Raw genomic sequence first — 20622 nt, 5'->3', positions numbered from 1 at the left:
GTTGATGCCTGAGGTTAGCTGAGGATTTTGCATGTCTGCAGTGGTGATTGTGGGCGCCCAATGGGGCGACGAGGGCAAAGGGAAAGCGACTGACCTTCTGGGCGGGCGCATTGACTATGTCGTCAAATTCAACGGCGGTAACAACGCCGGTCACACCGTCGTCATCGGCGATGAAAAATACGCACTGCATCTTCTCCCTAGCGGCATTTTGACCCCTGGTGTGATCCCCGTAATCGGTAACGGCGTCGTAGTCGATTTGGATGTCTTGGCCGAAGAGTTAGATGGCCTGATCGAGCGCGGACTCGATGTGTCCAAGCTGTTGGTGAGCTCCGACGCGCACGTCGTTACGCTGTATCACCGCACGTTGGACAAAGTCACGGAACGATTCTTGGGGAAGCGCCAAATTGGTACGACGGGCCGAGGAATTGGTCCCACCTATGCGGACAAGATCAACCGAATCGGTGTGCGCATCCAAGACATTTTCGACGAAGGCATCCTTCGCCAAAAAGTCGAAGGTGCCTTGGATGTCAAAAATCATCTACTGGTGAAGGTGTACAACCGCAGAGCAATCAGTGTCGACGAAGTCGTTGACGATTTGTTGGCCCACCGTGAGCGTTTAGAACCCATGGTGGCGGACACCGCACTTGAACTACACCGCGCCCTAGATCGCGGTGACACCGTGCTGTTTGAGGGCGGTCAGGCCACCATGTTGGATGTTGACCACGGCACATATCCGTTTGTGACGTCGTCTAACGCCACAGCAGGTGGTGCAGCAACAGGTTCCGGTATCGCCCCGGGGCGCCTCGACACGGTCGTGGGAATTGTGAAGGCGTACACCACCCGAGTCGGCTCAGGGCCTTTCCCCACCGAATTAGAAGACGAGTGGGGCGACTGGTTGCGTGAACGTGGTCACGAGTTTGGAACCACCACGGGACGGCCCCGCCGCACCGGTTGGTTCGATGCACCGATTGCCCGCTATGCGACCAGAATCAACGGCATCACCGATTACGTGTTGACCAAATTGGATGTGTTGACCGGGTTGGAAGAAATCCCTGTCTGTGTTGGCTACGAGGTTGACGGTGTCCGCGTGGATGAGGTGCCCTGGTCGCAAAGTGATTTCCACCACGCCACCCCCGTGTACGAATCGCATCCCGGTTGGAGTGAAAACATTGAGGGCGCCAGGGAATTTAGTGACCTTCCCCAGGCCGCGCAAGATTACGTTGTCGCGCTTGAGCAGATGATTCACCAGCGCATTTCGGTGATTGGTGTGGGTCCTGGTCGCGATGAGGTCATTGTTCGACACGATTTGCTGGGTGGGGCTTAAGCCTGCGGGTTAGGCTGTCACACATGTCCTTGGATCCCATGGCCGAACTGCACGAACTGCGTGGCAGCATCGACAACATCGATGCGGCACTCGTTCACCTGTTGGCGGAGCGGTTTAAAAACACCAAAAAGGTGGGCCGGCTGAAAGCCGAATCGTCCATGCCGCCGTCTGATCCGGCGAGGGAAGCCACACAGATTGCCCGCCTGCGCCGTTTGGCTGAAGAAGCCGATCTCGACCCGGCCTTTGCGGAAAAATTCTTAGAATTCATTCTTGCTGAAGTCATTCAGCATCACGAAGCCCTAGCTGCGGATAGCGAGTAAGTCTGCGTAGAGGCGGTGGGCGGTTTCTTGAAGCCGCTCAATCAGAACTTCATCTCGGGTGACTTCCAGAAATTTTGGTCCAGGCCAGGCCGGTTCCATCACACTGCCGCGCTTGACGCGCAGCATCCAGGCGAAAATACACACCTCTGCACCGGTGACAAAAAGTTGCCATTGGACTTGCCGGTGATAGTTACCGGGAACTTTGGCCCAGCGCTCCCAATCACGCCCAGTCGTTTTCACCTCAGCAATCACATCGTGGTTGCTGGATAGCCCGTCAGGGGTGGCCATCATCCACTTTTTCTCGCCCGTGTCTCTGGAGATCAGCCAGTCGTTCGGTTGAATATCGACAAGTGACTGCAATTTTTCAATGATGGGACCTTCTTGTTCCCGCCCGAAACGCATGTAGTCGTTGTCGGGAATGTCGGTCGGTTTACGCAACTGCTCGAGAACTTCACGGTAACCATCAGGGGTGACCGCTTTTGATACTGCGGTGGCGGTGACGCCCTGTTGGCGCACTTCCAACCACTTTTCGCGCTGACTGGAGGGGACGAGGAATCGCTCTTGTTCAATCACGGTGACTTTAGGTTAGACCTGTCCACCGACGACGGGTCCGAGGACGCCCGGGAGGGTTGATTCGTGGAGCTCACGAAGTTCGTCAAGGCTCAGTGTTCCCACGTCGGCGATATCCAGGGCCATTCCGGGTGCGTCGGTTACACCAATGCGCATTACGGGGACACCCCGGCCGGCACACAGGCCCCGGAACTTCACGTCGTCTTCTCTCGCGACGGACACGATTACCCGGGTTTGAGATTCGGAAAACAGTGCCGTCACCAAATCAACGTTGTCTTCTTCCAACATTTCGCCGAGCCACACCCTGGCTCCCACACCGCGGCGCAGGCACGCCTCGGTGAGCGACTGGATCAAACCACCAGTGGAGAGGTCGTGAGCGGAAGTGACTAACCCGTCGTGGGCTGCGTGGTGGAGTAAGCCAGCGAGGGCTTTCTCTTTGGTGAGGTCCACTCGGGGTGGCGTGCCACCGAGGTGCTGATGCATGGCATCGGCCCAGATCGAACCATCGAGTTCTAACCCCGTGCTTCCCAATAGGTAAATGTTTTCACCGTCGTCTTGCCAGCCTGATGGTAGACGCCTGGCGACCTCATCAATGACACCCATGACGGCAACTACAGGGGTGGGTTGGATGGGGGTGGACCCGGTCTGGTTATACAGACTGACGTTTCCGCCGGTGACAGGGATTTCAAGGACCACGCAGCCATCGGCGAGACCGGTGACCGCTTCGGCGAACTGCCACATCACTTCCGGATCTTCCGGGCTTCCAAAGTTCAGACAGTCGCTCACAGCGACCGGTGTCGCGCCGGTCGCGGCGACGTTTCGATACGCCTCGGCGAGAGCAAGAAGGGCGCCCTGGCGGGGGTCGAGTTGGCTGTATCTGCCGTTGGCGTCAGTGGCGAGGGCGACACCCAACCCAGACTCCTCATCCACGCGGAGCATGCCACCATCATCTGGAGTCGACAGCGCAGTGTTGCCCAACACGTACTGGTCGTACTGGTTGGTAATCCAGGCCATCGACTGCAAGTTGGGGTGGGTGAGCACCGCTCGAATCTGCTCCATCACCGCGGGGGGTTCATTAGCCCTGGTGGTGTTGTGGATGGTGTCGGCTTGGAGGGCATTCAGCCAACCAGGTCGCTGCATGGGCCGGTTATAGACGGGGGAGTCGATGGCGACTGTTTTCGGGTCCACATCGACAATGGTGTCGCCACGCCAGTGGATGACCAGTCGGCCGGTGTCGGTGACTTCACCCAACACACTGGTTTCGACATCCCATTTGTCGGTGACGGCGAGGAATGCGTCGAGTTTGTCGGGCGAAACGATGGCCATCATCCGCTCTTGCGATTCCGACATCAGGATTTCTTCTGCCGTCAAGGTGTCATCGCGCAGGAGGACTTTGTCCAAGTCGACCACCATGCCGGTGTCGCCGTTGGCGGCCAGTTCACTGGTCGCACAACTAATTCCGGCAGCGCCCAGGTCTTGGATGGCTTCGACCAAGCTGCCCTGGAATAACTCCATGCAGCACTCAATGAGAACCTTTTCGGCAAACGGGTCACCAACTTGAACGGCGGGGCGCTTCGCCGGCCGACCATCATCACCGAAGGTTTCACTGGCGAGGATAGAAGCCCCGCCAATACCGTCCCCGCCGGTCCTCGCACCAAAGAGCACCACTTTGTTTCCCGCACCGGTGGCGTTTGCGAGACGTAAGTCTTCGTGGCGCATCACGCCGACTGCGAGTGCGTTGACCAGAGGGTTTTGTTGGTAGCTGGCGTCAAACCAGGTTTCGCCACCAATGTTGGGCAGGCCTAAACAGTTGCCATAAAAACTGATGCCGGAGACCACTCCGGGCAGCACGCGGGCGGTGTCCTCATGCTCGAGTTCACCGAAACGCAGAGCGTCCATCACTCCGATGGGCCGTGCGCCCATCGAAATAATGTCGCGCACAATGCCGCCGACACCGGTGGCTGCCCCCTGGAAGGGCTCAATGAAACTGGGGTGGTTGTGGCTTTCGATCTTGAACGTGACCGCCCAGCCTTCACCCACATCGACCACACCCGCGTTTTGGCCCATGCCCACCATGAGGTTTTTCCGCATCGATTCGGTCATTTTTTGACCGAATTGTTTGAGGTGCACTTTGGAGCTCTTATAGGAGCAGTGCTCCGACCACATCACCGAATACATGGCTAATTCGCCTGAAGTGGGTCGCCTACCGAGCAGGCCGACAATGTCTTGATACTCCTCGTGGGTGACCCCGAGCTCCGTGTAGGGAAGCTCGCGCTCCGGAGTGTTTTCCGCGTTGGTGACCGAATCAACTGTGTGAGACATTGTGCCTATCCCCACTCTCTGGGAGGGCCAAGGGCGAGAGCGACCGCGGTCAGCACCACGACGACGCCGAGAATAGTGAGCATTAACAACACCGGACGGGCGATAAACCAGCGAAACAGTGGGTCGGGGAAGCGTTGATCACGCGGGTCATCACTGGCAGTGGTGCGCCAGTCACCTTCGAGGAGCCCTAGTTTATGTAAGGAGCGGTCAAAGGGCACCGTCAGGTAGGGCGGAATGGCGGACGCCAAAGCCAGTAGGAGGCGACCCAGTGACCAGCGTTGATTGTGCCCCACAATCAACGCCACCGTGCAGTAGGCCAAAAACACTGTGCCGTGCGAGATCCCGGCATAGAAAAACCATGGACCGTATTCGCCAAAGCCGTAGCGAATAATCATCGCGACAATCAGACCCGTCCAGGTGACCATTTCGGACACCGCCACAATGCCGTAAAGGTTTTTCGGCTTCAGCGTCATCGAAGGACCCCCTCCAACGCCACTGATGTGAACATGGTGAGTCCGTCAACACCGCTTCGCATTGCCAAGTCGGTGTCTGGCCCAAAGCCTGGCTCAGCGGCGTGTTCCGGGTGTGGCATCAAACCCACGACCGTGCCTGACTCGTTTCGAAGACCCGCGATGTCGTGGAGTGAACCGTTCGGGTTTACCCCCCAATAGCGAAAGACGACCAAGCCGTCGCCTTCGACCCGCTTCAGCGTGTCATCGTCAGCGATGTAACCGCCTTCACCGTTTTTCAGCGGGATCGTGATGTGTTGGTTGTCGTGAAAACCACCCGTCCACGCCGTCGAAGTGTTTTCCACCACCAGTTCTTGGTCGCGGCAGACAAATTGACCGTGGTCGTTGTGGATCAGGCCACCGGGAAGTACACCCGCTTCAACCAAAATTTGGAACCCGTTACAAATACCCAAGACGGGTGTTCCTTTAGCGATGGCGTCCAGAATGTCGCTCATGATGGGTGAGCGGGCGGCAATCGCCCCACATCGCAAATAGTCGCCGTAGCTGAAGCCGCCCGGCAAGACAATGGCGTCAACATTCTGCAAGTCGTGGTCTTTATGCCACAGTGCTACCGGGGTGTGGCCGGCAAGTCGGACAGCCCGCAAGGCATCGCGGTCATCGAGTGAACCAGGAAAGGTGACAACCCCGACTCGCATCAGGGTGTGTCCTCCACTCGGATTGCGACCACGTCTTCAATCACCCCGTTGGAGAGCAGGTCGTCTGCCAGCGCACGTGCCTTCTCGAGGTGCACTTCGGTGACATCGCCGTCAATGGTGAGCTCGAAGCGTTTCCCGATTCGCACGGCAGCGATGTCGCTGTGACCGTCTTGTTGCAGTGCGCGGTGAACGGCTTTGCCGGCGGGGTCAAGAAGTTCACGCTTGGGCATCACGTCGATGATGATGGTCGACACCAGATGTCATCCCCTAGGCCTGTGTGGGCAGTAAGTCAGTGACAGTCTACCGGGAGGCAAGGTGGGCAAACCCGCCTCGACCCGCGACATAATCCAACGCAAAGCCCGCCCAGATGCGGTATCCCTCAGCACTGGGGTGAAAACCGTCAGAAGCAAAGAAGCCGGGCGGGTAGTTCGGTGGTGGAGGTGTCATTACCGCGAAACGCCTCGCTTCCACCAGAGGTCGCGCCGATCGCTCAATGGATTGAGCGTGGCCGGCGATGATCGAACGCAATGGTTGCGCCAATGTGTCGAAAAGGTGGAAGGCGGGTAGCGACGACGCAATGACCAGAGCGTTCGGGTAATGCTGGTGAAGGGTGTCGATGATGCGGACAATGTTGCCTACTGCACGGGAGGCGGACACCAAATTTTTCGCATCATTGGCCCCAATGGACAACATCACTACATCCACATCGTCATGTTCGTCCAGTGCCAAGGGAAGGTAGTGGTCAAGAAGCTGCGCGCTGGTGATCCCTCGTTGCCCGACACTGTCCCACTCCACACCCCGGGAAGTGTGCGCGTAGAGGGCTTTCGCAAACTGCGAGGTGAGACCCAACATGGGGTTGTACACTCCCACACCGGCGATAGTTGAATCGCCGAGACCAAGAACGCTCAACGCTTTGGGTCCCTCGATTACTCCGGACCACGGCATGGGAGCGTTTGGTAGCCGGCCACGTTTGGCCCGAGCGAGGCGTCCCTGTCCAATGAGCAGAGGGGCGAGGGCATGTCCGGCAGGTCGTGCCAACTTGTGCCAGAGCTGTGCTGGCTGCACGCGGGGACCCGAGTCGAGATTGACAACCATCTTGTTATTGTCTCGCTAGTTCTTTGAGTGCTTACCCACACTGTTCATAACCACACTGTTTATTCCCACACTGTTCATTCCGACGCAGTCCCTCCACGCACTGGGCTCGCCACCAAGACGAACGTGTGGGAGCACGCCGCGAGGGCGCCTTAGCCCCGAAGACGTCTTTCCAGTTCGAGGTAGCGCTCCTGAGTGGTCGCCACAATGTCTGCCGGCAGGCGTGGCGGAGCGCCGGTCTTGTCCCAGGTGCCGGCCAACCAGTTGCGAATCACCTGTTTGTCGAAACTGTCTAACCGGTCGTCGCCGCCTGCGCGGTAGCGCTCCACATCCCAGTAGCGACTGCTGTCAGGGGTGAGCAATTCGTCGGCTAGAACAATCTCACCGGGCTCACCCCCGCGACCAAATTCGAATTTGGTGTCTGCCAGTATCAACCCGCGCTCCCAAGCAATCTGATGGGCCCGGTTGTAAATGTCGAGGCTGGTGTCGCGAAGGGCGTGGGCGTCTTTTTTCCCCACGAGTTCGAGGACTTGTTCGAAGCTGATGTTTTCGTCGTGGTCTCCGATGGCCGCTTTCGTTGCCGGGGCGAAGAGGGGCTCCGGAAGCTTGTCCCCTTCGTGTAATCCGGGGGGTAGTTCAATGCCGCAGATGGTGCCGGTGGCCTGATAGTCCTTCCACCCCGAGCCGACCAAGTACCCCCGAACAACACATTCCACTGGGAGCATGGACAGGGAACGGGCGACGACAGCGCGATCAGCCACCTCCTCAGGGGGGCGCTCATCCAGCAGATGGTGAGGAATATCAGCAAAGGTGGACATCCACCACGCACTGACCCGCGTGAGTGCAGCGCCCTTACCGGGGATGTTTGGCTCGAGGACTACGTCGAAAGCGCTCACTCTGTCACTGGCGACAATGAGCAACCGATCGGCATCAGCCGCACTAGATGCGCTATGTGGAATATAAATATCCCGAACCTTGCCCTGGTAGGTGAGGGCCCAATCAGCCAGAGTGGTCATCGCTCACTCGTTGGGCAATGTCGAGGCGATAGTGGCCACCCTCCAGGGTGATGGCCTGGAGGGCATCGTAGGCACTTTTTCTGGCGCTATCGAAGGTAGTGCCTGTGGCAATCACGCTTAAGACTCGACCCCCTGTGGCAATGAGTCCATCGTCACTGTGGGCAGTTGCGGCGTGGGCAACGGTGACACCGGGGATGGCCAACGCGTCATCAAGCCCGGTGATCACTCGACCGGTAATCGGTTTTTCGGGGTAACCCTCACTGGCGAGAACCACAGTGAGGGCAACATCATCGGAAAAGGCGGGTGGTTCATATTCGCCCAATGTGCCATTGGCAGCAGCCAGAAGTAGTGGGGCTAAGTCTGAGGTGAGCCTTGCCAAGACGACCTGGGTTTCTGGGTCACCAAAGCGAGCATTGAATTCGATGACTCGGACACCTTTTGCGGTGACGATGAGGCCGCAGTAGAGCAGCCCCACAAAAGGAACACCCCTGCTGGCTAGTTCGTTGATGGTGGGTCTGGCCACGGTGTTCGTGACGAGTTCCACAAAATCGTCGTCCAACCAGGGAAGAGGGCTGTAAGCACCCATGCCTCCCGTGTTAGGCCCCTGGTCACCATCAAATGCGCGTTTGTAATCCTGCGCGGGTGCTAAGGGCACCACGGTGTGACCATCGGAGAGGAAAAACAGCGACACTTCTGGGCCGTCAAGAAACTCTTCGACGACCACAGTTCCGTCTTGCAGGTAATAGGCGGCGTGGTCGATGGCGGCTTGACGGTCGTCTGTCACCAACACCCCTTTACCGGCGGCAAGGCCGTCGGCCTTCACCACATAGGGCGCACCCATTCGATCGAGTGCCGCAACAAGAGTGGCTTCGTCCGCGACCGTTTCACTCTCACCGGTAGGGACACCGGCGGCGGCCATGACGTCTTTGGCGAAAGATTTGGAACCCTCAATTGCTGCTGCTTTGTGGCTGGGCCCAAAGACAGGGATGTTTTCGTTCTTCAACGCGTCTGCGACACCGGCAACAAGGGGTGCTTCGGGTCCGACAACCACGAGATCCACATCCAGATCTTTGGCAATCTGGGCCACCACAGACTTGTTTGTCGGATCGAGAGCCACATTTTCTGCCCACTCTGCGGTGCCGGCGTTTCCTGGTGCGGCGTAAAGAGTGTGGGCGTTTTCTTTGGCGAGGGCCATAATCAGCGAATGCTCTCGTGCGCCAGAGCCCAGAACCAATATCTTCACGACGCCACCCTACACAGCCCCCATTGTTAGCGTGGGGCTATGTCCAGAAGGAAGATTCCCGATACTGAGGGGATGCAGGCGGTCAACGCCTGGAGCGCGGGTGGGCACGGTTCCGAGCTGGATCCAGACGTCCTGGCCCTCGCCGTGCGCTACACCCTTCAGGTGCTCCAGGTGCGCGCACCGGGGCGAAGTGTCGAAATTCGAGTGCCCCCTTTCGGGGCAGCCCAGATTGTGGAGGGCACCAGACACACCAGGGGGACACCGCCGGCGACGGTCGAGTTGAGCCCTGACGCGTTTCTTCAGTTGGCGACTGGCCAGGCTCACTGGTCGCAGTTGAGCGAAGCGGGGGCCATCCAGGCCTCTGGGGAGCGCTCAGACCTCCGAGAGTTTTTTCCACTCTGGCGGTTAGGCTAACCGCGTGAGCCAGACCCCAGGAGAAGACCAGTCCGCACCACCTGCAGCGGATGGTAACGAGCAGCCGATGCGCCTTCGGCGCGCACCAAAGCTCGCACCGTTTGTCCTGTTGGGTGCAGGGGTGGGGCTGATTGGGACACTGGCGGCGACGTCACTGTTTCCCGCCGATCCGAGCGTTGGCTTTTCTGTTCTCGCGGGCTATTTTTCCCTCTACGGCGTGACGGGCGGAATCGGAGCCGGGATAGTGGTGTGGTTGGTGCTCGATCGCCGGTCGAAAAAGCGTGAGCGTCAGGTTACTGCGGAGCGTGAAGACTAACTCGACTGGTTGCCCTCTAACCAGTCCAAGTATTCCTGGTCGACGTTGCCGGTGCAGTATTCACCGGTGAAACAGCTCATATCAAGCTCCGTGATGTCGGAGCCTTCGAGGATGGCGTCCTTCATGTCCTCAACTTCTTGATAGATGAGGTAGTCCGCACCAATTTCTTGAGTGATTTCGGGAATGGTTCGCCCCGCGGCGACCAATTCACTACTGCTTGGCATATTGATGCCGTACACGTGGGGGTAGCGCACCGGTGGCGCCGCTGAGGTAAACGTCACCGATTTGGCACCTGCACGCCGTGCCATTTCCACAATCTCTTTCGATGTGGTGCCCCTGACGATGGAGTCGTCGACAATGAGGACGTTTTTGCCCTCAAATTCGCTGGGGAGGGCGTTGAGTTTCTGTTTCACACTTTTTGTCCGCTGGGCTTGACCCGGCATGATGAATGTCCGCCCGACGTATTTGTTCTTATAGAAACCTTCGCGGTATTCGATGCCTAAGCGTCTGGCGACCTGCATCGCGGCGGGTCGCGCGGAGTCCGGAATGGGCATCACCACATCGATGTCTTTCACCGGGGCATGTTTGGCGATGGTGGCGGCGAGTCGGTCACCGAGTCGAAGCCGGGCTTCGTAAACCGAAATACCGTTCATGGTGGAGTCTGGTCTCGCCAAATAGACGTATTCAAACGAGCACGGGTACATCTGCGGGGAGGGTGAACACTGTTGTTCGAAAAGTTCACCTCCAGTGGAAATAAACACCGCTTCGCCGGGGGCGATGTCTTTCACAATGTCGTAGTCGCCTGATTCGAGTACGAGCGATTCACTGGCGACAACCCATTCGGTTCCCAAAAGCCCTGCTTGCCGGCGCCCTAACACCAGAGGTCTGATGCCAAACGGATCCCGAAAAGCCAACAAGCCATGGCCCGCGATGAGGGCAATCGCCGCATAGGAGCCCTCGACTCGTTCGTGAACGCGAGTGATTGCCGTGAAAAGCTGTTGTGGGTTGAAGTCTTTGCCATCCTGGGCAACTTGGAGCTCACGGGCTAACACGTTGACCAAGAGTTCCGTATCCGAGGTGGTGTTTAAGTGCCTGCGGTCTTGGTCGTGAAGTTGGGCGGTTAACTCGCGAGTGTTGGTGAGGTTCCCGTTGTGCACGAGCACGATGCCAAACGGCGAGTTCACGTAAAAAGGTTGTGCTTCTTCTTCTCGTTTCGCACTTCCCTTGGTGGCATAGCGCACGTGACCAAGACCCGTCGTACCGCGCAGTTTGCGCATATCGCGGGTGCGGTAAGCCTCTTTCACTTGGCCTTTGGCCTTGTGGATGTGAAAGCCGCCACCTTCGAGGGTGGCCATCCCGGTCGAATCTTGCCCGCGGTGTTGGAGTAGGGCCAAAGAGTCGTAAATGTCTTGATTAACCGGGCCCGTAGAGACCATGCCCACAATGCCACACATGCCCCGGCCAGACTCCCCTTCGGAGGTCTCCTGATCCGCACCAGGAGAATGAACCTTGACCTTAAGTGTGGCACACCCACCCGGGTTGGTGTGGGTGCACGTGGTGGTCACAACGCCCTGGCCATCGCCCAGACACTGGCGGGCCTCAGCCCGCCCTAATAGGTCGGGCGTTGTGGCTCTTTTCTGCGCTTCCAGGCTAACAACACGGCCCAGCTAATGAGCCCCCCACCGGTGGCGACCCACACCCACCAGAAACTCCGCCACAGGTTGAGCTCTGGTGGCGCGGCAACTTCACTCGCCTCAGGCAGTTCGGGGCTCTCGGGTAGCGGCGTCGTGGGTCCAGAGTCTTGAAGCTGGAAATCGGGCTCTGGGGTGTCTTCCGCTTCTAAACCCGAATCATCCACCAATTCGGGCGTCACTGGTGATGGTTGTGGCGCCGGGATCGGCGCCGGCATTGCCGGTGTGAGTGGCACGATGAGCGCCTCGGAGTCATCGTCGTCTTTCGATGAGGAGCGCTTATCCAAACGGGAAACAGGCGGGGTTTCGGTTTCGGGTTCCGGTTCCACTTCTGGCTCTGGCTCTGGTTCTGGTTCTGGCTCGGGAGACGGTGGCGGTGCGGCGACTGTGAGAGAGATGTCGGAAATGAGTGGCGCTTCGCGCAGTGTGGTCTCACCGCTGGGTGTTTCTCGCCAACTGCGCAACGTGAGCGGGTAGGTACCGGTGGTTTCTTCCGAGCGGGACGTGAGCGAAAGTGTGGCGGGCTCACTCTCGAGGTCGATGCTGGAGTTGAGGAAGCTCGGGAGGCCCTCGATCGAAAATCGACGGGTGGTGCCTTCGGGGTCAGACAGAGCGTTGTCGAGGGCGAGTGAGATGGTCTGGGCTTCCTCCACACCACTGGTGTATTCCCACGTCGTGTTGCTCACGCATTCTGAGTGGACAGGGATCACTTCGCCAAACCAACTTGTCGGGTCTGCAGCGATTGCTTCTGCAGTAGCGAGAGCGGCCTGTTTGGCACACGGTTCATAGTCGATGACAAAAGCGTGGACGGTGACAGTCAGACTGGCGCCAGTGATGTTTCGCACATACGCGGTGGCTTCGGAATCGCCGTCTGCCAGCGGATCGGTGTGTAGTGTGCGACCTCCGATGACGGCGTCGCCGTCATCGGAATCGACGTGGAGCACGACGAGTGCTTTCTCATCCGAACTATCGGCGGCAATGACTGCCTGTGGGACGGAATCGTCGTAGACGATGGTCCCACCGGCAGCGAAATCGACGTTCAAGTACACCCGCTGGCTGCTTATTGAGTTTGGTCGCTCATCAGCGAAGTCGATATCAAATCGCAGCGAACTGCCTTCAGCGGTGATGGTGGGTTGTACCTGGGCCCTGCGAGTGCCATCAATGATGATGCGGTTATCCAATTCCATCGTGTGGATGACGCCCTGTTCGATGGTGGTCGTCTCATTCCGGTTGACATAGTCCACCCGCCGCGAATCGATTCCGGGGAAGGTCATCGCGAGACCAAACTGGCCAATCGCACTAAAGGGTGCGTCGCGCCAACCGTTTTCTTCTCGCACAAAATCGACGGGAGCTCCACCGGTCCAGATGGCGGTATCCGAGTCTGCGCTATCCCACTTCACACTCGCCGTCTGGAGGACACCCTTATCGGCCGCCAGCGCTACAGGGCTGCCGGCCCCAATCACCAAAAGCAACGCAAGACACATGGTGAGGGCCGTGAGAATTGACCGGGAGGGGTCCCCGACCCCAACATGCGACGCTCGCGGCGTGGCGTTGCTGCCCCACGGGCGTCCGTGATTGCGGGGTGGAATCAGCTGGTGGGGTGAGATCGGCTGGTTCGGTGACATGGGGCCCTCCGGTTGTGACAACACGTGCGGGCTCGAGCGTAGGAATGGCTTTTCTTCGGTCGTCAGAATTATCCACAGAACACTTTTTGTTGACTACTGAGCGAAGCCGAGTGTCGGCCAGCCGCGCCGTCCTTCACTCCCTGATTCGGTGTGGTGTTGTTGACCCGTCCACGACGAATGTGGGGTGGCTTGTCTCGGCTAGGCTTCAGGTGTGAGTGAGCCCACTGCCTATCAGCGCTCAGGTGTGGACACTGCCGCCGGAGATTTGGCCATCGAATTGATGCGCGCCGATGTGCAAAAAACTCACAGCGGTTTGGTCCTGGGGGGTGTCGGCGGCTTTGCGGGATTGTTCGACGCGAAGGCGCTGAAAGATTTCGACCACCCCGTCTTGGCCACCTCCACAGACGGCGTCGGCACCAAAGTGGCGATTGCTCAAGCCTTAGATCGCCACGACACCATCGGTCAAGACCTGGTCGCCATGGTCATCGATGACATCGTCGTTGTGGGGGCGACCCCACTGTTTCTCACCGACTACATTGCGTGCGGAAAAGTCTTTCCCGACACGATTGCCTCAATCGTGTCGGGCATCGCCCGTGCCTGCGCGGCAAGTGGTGTTGCTCTGATCGGCGGAGAAACTGCCGAACACCCGGGACTTTTGGGCGAGCGCGAATACGACGTGGCGGCTGCGGCTACGGGTGTAGTCGAAAAAGATGCGCTTTTGGGGCCGGAGCGGGTCCAACCAGGCGATGAAGTCGTCGCTATTGCCTCTAGCGGTCTCCACAGCAACGGGTATTCCCTCGCTCGAAAAATCGTGTCTGATGCGGGCTTGTCTTTGCAGGAGTCCCTCTCTGGCCAACAGCAAAGCCTTGGGGACATGCTGCTGGAGCCCACACTGGTCTACACACCAGGAATTCTCGACGTGCTTCGGCGCATGCCGGGCGTTGTTCACTCCGCCAGTCACATCACCGGTGGCGGTATTGCACAAAATATTCAACGCGTGTTGCCACTGGGAACAGCGCTCACCTTGGAGCGAGGCAGTTGGGCTCTCCCTTCAGTGTTTTCTGTGCTGACCGCCCATGGCGGCTTGGGCCTGGACGATGTGGAAGACAGCTGGAATCTCGGGATGGGCGCAGCCTTGATGGTGAAAGCCGGTTCAGCTGGCGACGTGGTCTCGGTCCTCGCCGAGAAAGGCTTTCACGCACAAGTGGTGGGCACGGTGCGCGATGCCACCGAAGTGCCAGGCGCAATGAGCGCGGAAGCAGCGAAGGGCGTTAAAGGTGGCGCTGTGCGCCTAGAGGGGCACTGGCCGAACTAGCGGTCTTCGTCCGCGTCATCGGCCCAGCGGTCCACATACTGGTCTTCACCTTCACCCGACTGGGCGGCAAGTTCGCGCTCCAGTTGGGTCAAGTCAGTGTTCGGGCTGCTGTATTTGAGCTCCCGAGCGACTTTTGTGTGCTTTGCTTTCTGACGTCCGCGACCCATGCCACTCCTTGAAAAAGGTCACCGTTTCCCAGCGAAGGGACGCGCCTCAGGGGGCGCGAAATCGATGACACTGTAGCACGCACACCCTTGAGTGGGGCGAGGATACCTCCACAACACGTGCTGTGTGCCAGTGTCACAGCGCGGACGCTAAGACCATTCCCGCCCCGACACCCAACGCGCCACCCAGTACGTGCAGGAGCAAAAGGGTGACACCTGATCGAAGTCTCTTGGTGACAGAAAACTCCACCACATCGACAGCGAGAGTAGAAAATGTGGTGAGTGAACCCCACAGGCCCGCAGCTAACACCATCCCCCACACACCCCAACCGCCGGCAAGACCCCACCCGGCAGCACACGCACCCACACTGTTCACCACCACAATCATGAGAGCTCGCGGGTAACTGGTCACCCAAGCACTCATTGCCCAGCGCAAGAGCGCGCCCAGTGCCCCTAGACCGGCGACTAGGAGCCATTCACTGCCGCCCACGACGCTGATCCCAACGACGCTGCCGCTCATGACGCCACTTTCGTCTTCGCCACACCAGAGCGCAGTCCCCACCACGCGGCAGTAAGGCCTAACACGAGGGTCAAGAAGAGGTAACCAATGCCCAGCATCCAATGACCCCCACCGTGGAGGACGGCGAGTTGAACCATGACAGCAGACCAGGTCGTAAACGCACCCAGAAAACCCACCGTGAGCCCTGAATAAAGAAATCCTGTGGGCCTGAGCGCCTGTGGGCGGCGAAGCAGGCCCAAGGCGAATGCCCCCACCGTGTTGATGCCCAGGGTGATGACGAGAGTGCTGGTGGACGAAGCATCTGCTCCGAACCATTCGCTCAGACCTACTCGAGCCAGTGCACCTAGTGCTCCACCGATAGCGATGGCCAGTGCGGTGAGCAGGCCCGTGGGTGCTGTCGCCTGGCCGGAGTCTCGACGCGGGCTGGAAGGCTCACCGTCTGGTGTGGCTCCTATGGAAAGTCCGGACACGTGTAGAAGGGTACTGTCTCCGATTTAGACTGACGAGTGTGACAAAGGATCCGTCAAGAGAGGTGTCAAGAGACACAGCAGCGGGAGCCCGCGGTGGTTCACGCTCAGGACGAACCGTCGGAGCTTCCCCCTCGGTGTTTCGCCGGCTGGGGCGTGTCGTGCTGTGGGGGATCGCCGGTTTGTTAGTGCTCGCCCTCGCCTTCGGTGTGTATGTGGCGTGGCCAATCCTCTTTCCCGGTGCCATTGGTGTATCAGGGCAACAGCCGGTCAGTGGCTATCCCACAAGTGTGGTCGCCACTGGTGAAGACGGGCGCACCCGCACCCTTTCGGTCACCGCAGAGGATGGTTCGGAAATTGACCTGTCCATGCTTCGCCCGGGTGATCGTGTGGTGGTGACTGGTGCGGGGTTTAACCCGCAGCGAGGCGTTTATGTCGCGGTGTGCCGCATTCCTGATGCCCCCACGAGCCGGCCAGGGCCGTGCCTTGGCGGGGTACCGAGTGCTGATGCGGCGGACGCTGACACTGATGTCGATGGTGAACGGGTGGCCCAGTGGGCTCCAGCGAACTGGATTAATGATGACTGGGCGTGGAAACTTTTTGGTGCCCGCGGGTTTGATGACCGCGAGTTGGGCACCTTCACTGCCTACATCGATATCCCTGCGGCGGCCGATGAGTATGTGGACTGCACCCGCGAAGACTGTGGACTTTTCACCCGAAACGACCACACCGCGTTAGATAACAGGATGCAGGACCTTTATTTGCCGGTGTCTTTCACCGAGTAGGGCGGGACCCGAAGCGCGGGGATGGTGCGGTGGACGAGCGGCCCGATACTGAAGGCAAAGACGATGGTTCCGAGCCCAAAGTTGCCGCCAAGTGCCCAACCAATCAGCAACACCGTCACTTCGATACTGGTGCGGACAATCCAGATGGGCCAACCGAAGCGTTTATTGGCTCCCGTCATGAGCCCATCTCTTGGTCCTGACCCAAAACCGGCACCGATATAAAGGCCACTGGCGATCGCGAGCATCAATACTCCGGTGAGAAACACCAACCACCGCTGAACGAGCGTGTCCGGTGTGTCGATATACAACAGGCCAATTTCCATGAACGGCCCCACCAGAAGGGCGTTCAACACGGTGCCGAAGCCAGGCCGCTGTCGAAGGGGAATCCACAACAGCAACACCACCAGACCCAAAATGACCACCCACCAGCCGATGCCAATACCGGTGGTAAGCATTAACCCCTCGGCGAGTACTGTCCACGGGTCGACACCTACTTGGGCGCGAAGCATCATCGCGGCGGCAAAACCAAAAAAGAACAGTCCGATTAAGAGTCGGACCATTCTGTGGGTCAGGTGGAACACCCTGGCGGCCTTTTGGGCAAAGTTATTGGGCAAGGAGCATGCTCGCAATCAGAGCGAGAGCCAAGCCCACCCATTGGACGGGTTGGATACGCTCACGCAACACCACGGCGGCCAACAAGATGGTGCCCGCCGGGTAGAGGGCAGTCAACACGGCGACGATTGTCATGTCGCCCAATCGGAAGCCGGTAAGAATCAAAATGTTTGCTGTGGCGTCGAGCACACCGCCAATGACGACGAGGGTCCACAGTTTTTTCCACGACATCACCCACTGGGTGTCGGGCTTAATCAGACTGGCAAAACCTTTTCGGCTCACCAGCACCAGAAGCAACACCACGACCAAAGTGGTTTGGATGCCTCGGTTTGCGACCAAGGGGGTAATGCCCGAATCGGCCGGGGCGATATCAATGAAAATATAAAACAGTCCGATGAGCAGTCCAGATCCAACAGCCATCAGCAACGCGGTGGGTGTGGGTCGAACCGCCCGCTCGTCCGGAATAAATCCGACCAAGACTGCCGCAACCAACGCGAGCGCTAACGCGGGGTAGACAAAACCAGAAAGTGCCTCACCGGTGAGTGCGCCCCAAGTCATCGGAACGAGCGCGGACAGAACCGCTGTTGTGGGTGAAAGTACGCTCATGGGCCCACGCGCCAAACAGGCGTAGAGCAACCCGATCGCACCGAGGCCCGCAAGGCCAGACAGCCCGCCCCACAATAAAGACTGTGCACTCCACTGATCGGCGGAGAGTAGTGAGACGCTCACGAGGACAATTAAGCCCACTATGGCGACGACACCGGTGACAGCTAACGCATGGAGTCTCTTTGTACCCATACCGCCCGCGAAATCGGCAGCCCCGAAAGAAAGTGCGGCGAAAAGACCGATGAGGACAGTCAGCATTTCCGAACCAGCATGACTGTAACTCTATGTCGTGTTCAGCCCGTAAGGCCTACGCTGGAGGTGCTCTCGCCGGGACCCCAATACCCCAAGGAGGAGAAATGGCAGCGGTATACGGTGACATCACCGAAGCATTCGGTCAGACTCCCCTGGTGCGACTCAATCGAGTTCCGGGTGACACCCAAGCGACCGTGCTCGCCAAACTCGAGTTCTATAACCCTTCAGCGAGCGTGAAAGATCGCTTAGCAATCTCAGTGGTTAATGCTGCTGAAGCGTCTGGTGAGCTTCGCCCCGGCGGGACCATTGTGGAGGCAACCAGTGGTAACACCGGTATCGCGTTGGCCATGGTGGCCGCCGCGAGAGGTTACAAGGCGATTCTTGCGATGCCCGAGACGATGAGTACTGAGAGGCGCATGCTGCTTCGCGCTTACGGCGCCGAATTGGTCCTCACTCCGGGCTCTGAGGGCATGTCGGGGGCGCTCACGGTAGCGGAAAAGATTGTCGCGGACACACCCGGTGCGGTGTTAGCCAAACAGTTTGCCAATCCAGCAAACCCCGAAATTCACCGCAAAACGACGGCAGAAGAAATTTGGCGTGACACCGACGGCAGTGTTGATGTGTTTGTTGCCGGTGTGGGCACCGGGGGCACCTTGACCGGGACGGGCCAAGCGTTGAAAGAAAAGAAACCGTCTGTGCGGGTAGTGGGTGTTGAACCCGCCGAATCGCCCCTGCTCAACGGCGGTGAGCCCGGCCCACACAAAATTCAAGGAATTGGTGCGAACTTTATTCCCGAGATTTTGGATCGGGACCTCGCGGATGAGGTCATTGATGTCTCCAGTGAACAGGCCATGGTGATGGGCCGGAGGTTGGCGGCTGAAGAGGGAATCTTGGGGGGTATTTCGTCTGGTGCCACCGCCCACGCTGCGGTCGAACTGGCGAATCGTCCCGAATTTCAGGGAGCTACCATTGTGGTGATTTTCGCCAGTTACGGTGAGCGCTACCTGTCAACCCCGCTGTTTGAAGGACTCGGCGACTAGTTGATGTCCCCTCGCACTCGCCTCGGTGACGATATCCAGGCCACGCTGGCGCGCGACCCTGCCGCGAGGGGTGCCCTCGAAGTGTTTCTCACATCTCCGGGGGTTCGTGCGCTGTTTTGGCATCGCATCTCGCATCGACTGTGGCATTCGGGGTGGATGCTCCTTGCCCGAATGATCGCTGCGCACTCAAGGCGGCGCACGGGTATTGAAATACATCCGTGCGCAACCATCGGGCGTCGTTTAGTGATCGACCACGGTATGGGTGTGGTGATTGGTGAAACGGCCGAAATTGGGGATGACTGTCTGATTTATCACGGGGTGACGTTGGGGGGTAAAAAACCGGGGGACCGCAACCACATTCCGGGTAGGCGCCACCCCAAGGTGGGCTCGAACGTGACGATTGGTGCAGGAGCCCTTTTATTGGGCGATATTGTCGTGGGTGACGATGCGCGGATTGGTGCGCAATCTGTGGTCACCATTGATGTTCCTCCCGGTGCGTTGGCGCTGGGGGTGCCAGCGACAATTCGAGAAGGGCAGGCCTAGCGGATGTTGAAACTCGCGTCGAGGGCCTTCCTCACCCCCCTTGTGCGGTTGTTGTTCCGAGCCAAGGTCGAAGGTAAGAAGAACGTGCCCATGCAGGGCCCGGTGATTTTGGCCAGCAACCACCTGTCGTTTATCGACAGTGTGGTGATTACTCTTCTCGCGCCACGAACGGTGTCGTTTTTGGCCAAAGACTCTTACTTCAACGGCACTGGTCTCAAAGGGTTTGCCTCGAGAGCGTTCTTTCGCTCCATTGGAGCGATTCCGGTCACCCGCGGTGTGGGGCAGGCCGCCCAAGATGCCCTGGATGCGGGCTTAGAGCTACTCGAAGAGGACAAAGCGTTTGCGATTTATCCAGAGGGTACTCGCTCCCTGGATGGCCGGTTGTATCGGGGTCGAACGGGTGTGGCGTGGTTGGCATTGAAATCGGGTGCACCGGTGGTCCCGGTAGGAATTGACGGCACCGACAAAGTGCAACCCCCCGGTTCGAAGGGCATTTCGTTTGCGCGAATCAGAATCCGTTTTGGTGAACCGTTAGACCTCACGACCTATGGCAAAGCGGAGTCGGGCAAAGCCCGACGCCACGGAACCGATGCGGTGATGGCCGCCATTGCAGATCTCACCGGTCAAGAAGTGGTTCCCCACTACAACGAACCGCCTCCCAAGGGTCTTGTGGAGACGGTTCGTAGGCGGTTCTTCGAGCGCTTCAGGCTCTAAAGACCGATCACATTAAGGCCTAGGCCTGGTCGGCGTTTTGTTTCGCTTCTGCTTCGGCAAGTTGTTTGCGCACATCGTCCATGTCGAGGTCTTTCACCGCGGTGATGACCTCTTCGAGGGCGGGTCCGGGCAGTGCGCCGGGCTGGCTGAAGACCAGGATTCCGTCACGGAATGCCATCAGCGTGGGGATGGAGCGGATGTTGGCGGCACCGGCCAGTTGCTGTTCCGCTTCGGTGTCGACCTTGCCGAATCGGACGTCGGTGTGTTGATTACTCGCTTCCTCATAGACGGGAGCGAACGCTTTGCAGGGGCCACACCATTCGGCCCAAAAATCGACCAGGGTGATTCCGTCTTTGGTGACGGTGTCTTCAAAGTCTGCGGCGGTCAGTTCAATCGTTGGCATTACTGTCCTTTCGTCGCCACCAAGTATACCCCTTGGGGTATAGCCGTCAACGGGCTGTGCCTCGCTCGTAGCGAACAGTGACCATGCGTAGCATGGGGCAACC

General features: G+C 58.8%; 25 protein-coding genes. 9 read left to right on the top strand and 16 right to left on the bottom strand.

What is annotated here, in order from left to right; genetic code table 11:
- The first annotated feature begins 31 nt into the window (after positions 1 to 31).
- Together C3B54_RS00475 and C3B54_RS00470 are read left to right on the top strand one after the other, a co-directional pair.
- Entirely contained in the window at positions 32 to 1324 is a 1293-nt protein-coding gene (locus C3B54_RS00475; protein ID WP_104912760.1) for an adenylosuccinate synthase, read from the top strand.
- A gap of 23 nt (positions 1325 to 1347) precedes the next feature.
- Positions 1348 to 1644, top strand: coding sequence for a chorismate mutase (locus tag C3B54_RS00470; RefSeq protein ID WP_211286298.1), 297 nt, complete (start codon positions 1348 to 1350; stop codon positions 1642 to 1644).
- On the opposite strand, the gene C3B54_RS00465 is transcribed toward C3B54_RS00470, so the two are convergent.
- From C3B54_RS00465 to purD, 8 genes are all read right to left on the bottom strand, one after another.
- Positions 1624 to 2217, bottom strand: a complete 594-nt coding sequence (locus tag C3B54_RS00465; protein WP_104912759.1) for a YqaJ viral recombinase family protein — start codon at positions 2215 to 2217, stop codon at positions 1624 to 1626. The two genes, C3B54_RS00470 and C3B54_RS00465, sit on opposite strands and share 21 nt — an antisense overlap.
- 12 nt (positions 2218 to 2229) lie before the next feature.
- Positions 2230 to 4536, bottom strand: a complete 2307-nt coding sequence (gene purL, locus C3B54_RS00460; protein ID WP_104912758.1) for a phosphoribosylformylglycinamidine synthase subunit PurL — start codon at positions 4534 to 4536, stop codon at positions 2230 to 2232.
- A 5-nt stretch (positions 4537 to 4541) separates the two neighbouring features.
- Positions 4542 to 5009, bottom strand: coding sequence for a DUF3817 domain-containing protein (locus tag C3B54_RS00455; RefSeq protein ID WP_104912757.1), 468 nt, complete (start codon positions 5007 to 5009; stop codon positions 4542 to 4544).
- Positions 5006 to 5701 (bottom strand): phosphoribosylformylglycinamidine synthase subunit PurQ, encoded by a 696-nt coding sequence (gene purQ, locus C3B54_RS00450; protein WP_104912756.1) that lies wholly within the window; start codon positions 5699 to 5701, stop codon positions 5006 to 5008. The genes C3B54_RS00455 and purQ overlap by 4 nt, the downstream gene beginning before the upstream one ends.
- The gene (gene purS / locus C3B54_RS00445) at positions 5701 to 5955 is read right to left on the bottom strand and encodes a phosphoribosylformylglycinamidine synthase subunit PurS (RefSeq protein ID WP_104912755.1); all 255 of its coding nucleotides are present in this window, start codon (positions 5953 to 5955) and stop codon (positions 5701 to 5703) included. The genes purQ and purS overlap by 1 nt, the downstream gene beginning before the upstream one ends.
- 46 nt (positions 5956 to 6001) lie before the next feature.
- Entirely contained in the window at positions 6002 to 6796 is a 795-nt protein-coding gene (locus C3B54_RS00440; protein ID WP_104912754.1) for an SGNH/GDSL hydrolase family protein, read from the bottom strand.
- A 149-nt stretch (positions 6797 to 6945) separates the two neighbouring features.
- Entirely contained in the window at positions 6946 to 7809 is an 864-nt protein-coding gene (locus C3B54_RS00435; RefSeq protein WP_104912753.1) for a phosphoribosylaminoimidazolesuccinocarboxamide synthase, read from the bottom strand.
- Complete coding sequence (purD, locus tag C3B54_RS00430; protein WP_104912752.1) at positions 7793 to 9052, bottom strand: phosphoribosylamine--glycine ligase; 1260 nt, start codon at positions 9050 to 9052, stop codon at positions 7793 to 7795. The genes C3B54_RS00435 and purD overlap by 17 nt, the downstream gene beginning before the upstream one ends.
- Before the next feature lie 39 nt (positions 9053 to 9091).
- Between purD and C3B54_RS00425 the strand changes: the two genes are divergently transcribed.
- Both C3B54_RS00425 and C3B54_RS00420 read left to right on the top strand, forming a co-directional pair.
- A complete protein-coding gene (locus C3B54_RS00425; RefSeq protein WP_104912751.1) occupies positions 9092 to 9466 on the top strand; it encodes a sterol carrier family protein in 375 nt (124 codons plus the stop codon).
- Positions 9467 to 9470: 4 nt separating this feature from the next.
- Entirely contained in the window at positions 9471 to 9782 is a 312-nt protein-coding gene (locus tag C3B54_RS00420) for a hypothetical protein (RefSeq protein WP_104912750.1), read from the top strand.
- Here the strand turns inward: C3B54_RS00420 and purF are convergent.
- Together purF and C3B54_RS08840 are read right to left on the bottom strand one after the other, a co-directional pair.
- Positions 9779 to 11236 carry an amidophosphoribosyltransferase gene (purF, locus tag C3B54_RS00415; RefSeq protein WP_104912749.1) on the bottom strand — a complete coding sequence of 486 codons (1458 nt, stop codon included), beginning with the start codon at positions 11234 to 11236 and terminating at the stop codon, positions 9779 to 9781. The two genes, C3B54_RS00420 and purF, sit on opposite strands and share 4 nt — an antisense overlap.
- Before the next feature lie 155 nt (positions 11237 to 11391).
- Positions 11392 to 12957: a hypothetical protein gene (locus C3B54_RS08840; RefSeq protein ID WP_211286297.1), complete on the bottom strand. Its 1566-nt coding sequence runs from the start codon at positions 12955 to 12957 to the stop codon at positions 11392 to 11394.
- A 352-nt stretch (positions 12958 to 13309) separates the two neighbouring features.
- On the opposite strand from C3B54_RS08840, the gene purM reads away from it, so the two are divergent.
- Positions 13310 to 14413, top strand: coding sequence for a phosphoribosylformylglycinamidine cyclo-ligase (gene purM / locus C3B54_RS00405; RefSeq protein WP_104912748.1), 1104 nt, complete (start codon positions 13310 to 13312; stop codon positions 14411 to 14413).
- Here purM and C3B54_RS00400 read toward each other — a convergent pair.
- The 3 genes from C3B54_RS00400 to C3B54_RS00390 form a co-directional block, all read right to left on the bottom strand.
- Positions 14410 to 14580, bottom strand: coding sequence for a DUF3073 domain-containing protein (locus tag C3B54_RS00400; protein WP_104912747.1), 171 nt, complete (start codon positions 14578 to 14580; stop codon positions 14410 to 14412). The two genes, purM and C3B54_RS00400, sit on opposite strands and share 4 nt — an antisense overlap.
- Positions 14581 to 14713: 133 nt before the next feature.
- Complete coding sequence (locus tag C3B54_RS00395; protein WP_104912746.1) at positions 14714 to 15097, bottom strand: CrcB family protein; 384 nt, start codon at positions 15095 to 15097, stop codon at positions 14714 to 14716.
- Positions 15094 to 15567 (bottom strand): fluoride efflux transporter FluC, encoded by a 474-nt coding sequence (locus C3B54_RS00390; RefSeq protein ID WP_158665442.1) that lies wholly within the window; start codon positions 15565 to 15567, stop codon positions 15094 to 15096. The genes C3B54_RS00395 and C3B54_RS00390 overlap by 4 nt, the downstream gene beginning before the upstream one ends.
- Positions 15568 to 15629: 62 nt before the next feature.
- Between C3B54_RS00390 and C3B54_RS00385 the strand changes: the two genes are divergently transcribed.
- Positions 15630 to 16349: a hypothetical protein gene (locus tag C3B54_RS00385; RefSeq protein WP_158665441.1), complete on the top strand. Its 720-nt coding sequence runs from the start codon at positions 15630 to 15632 to the stop codon at positions 16347 to 16349.
- Here the strand turns inward: C3B54_RS00385 and yczE are convergent.
- On the bottom strand, positions 16322 to 16930 hold the full coding sequence (gene yczE / locus C3B54_RS00380; RefSeq protein WP_245867950.1) for a membrane protein YczE: 609 nt from the start codon (positions 16928 to 16930) through the stop codon (positions 16322 to 16324). The two genes, C3B54_RS00385 and yczE, sit on opposite strands and share 28 nt — an antisense overlap.
- A gap of 22 nt (positions 16931 to 16952) precedes the next feature.
- Positions 16953 to 17825, bottom strand: coding sequence for an EamA family transporter (locus C3B54_RS00375; protein ID WP_104912743.1), 873 nt, complete (start codon positions 17823 to 17825; stop codon positions 16953 to 16955).
- Between the two features lie 98 nt (positions 17826 to 17923).
- Here C3B54_RS00375 and cysK point away from each other — a divergent pair, with 98 nt between their 5' ends.
- From cysK to C3B54_RS00360, 3 genes are read left to right on the top strand one after another with little or no spacing between them, the layout of a single operon-like run.
- On the top strand, positions 17924 to 18859 hold the full coding sequence (gene cysK, locus C3B54_RS00370) for a cysteine synthase A (RefSeq protein WP_104912742.1): 936 nt from the start codon (positions 17924 to 17926) through the stop codon (positions 18857 to 18859).
- Between the two features lie 3 nt (positions 18860 to 18862).
- A complete protein-coding gene (gene cysE, locus C3B54_RS00365) occupies positions 18863 to 19402 on the top strand; it encodes a serine O-acetyltransferase (protein ID WP_104912741.1) in 540 nt (179 codons plus the stop codon).
- 3 nt (positions 19403 to 19405) lie between these two features.
- Positions 19406 to 20116 carry a lysophospholipid acyltransferase family protein gene (locus C3B54_RS00360; RefSeq protein ID WP_104912740.1) on the top strand — a complete coding sequence of 237 codons (711 nt, stop codon included), beginning with the start codon at positions 19406 to 19408 and terminating at the stop codon, positions 20114 to 20116.
- 19 nt (positions 20117 to 20135) lie between these two features.
- On the opposite strand, the gene trxA is transcribed toward C3B54_RS00360, so the two are convergent.
- Complete coding sequence (gene trxA / locus C3B54_RS00355) at positions 20136 to 20519, bottom strand: thioredoxin (RefSeq protein WP_104912739.1); 384 nt, start codon at positions 20517 to 20519, stop codon at positions 20136 to 20138.
- Positions 20520 to 20622 lie beyond the last annotated feature (103 nt).

Source organism: Pontimonas salivibrio (assembly GCF_002950575.1).
Taxonomy (GTDB): Bacteria; Actinomycetota; Actinomycetes; order Actinomycetales; family Microbacteriaceae; genus Pontimonas; species Pontimonas salivibrio.
This window is presented reverse-complemented; position numbering and strand designations above follow the sequence as displayed.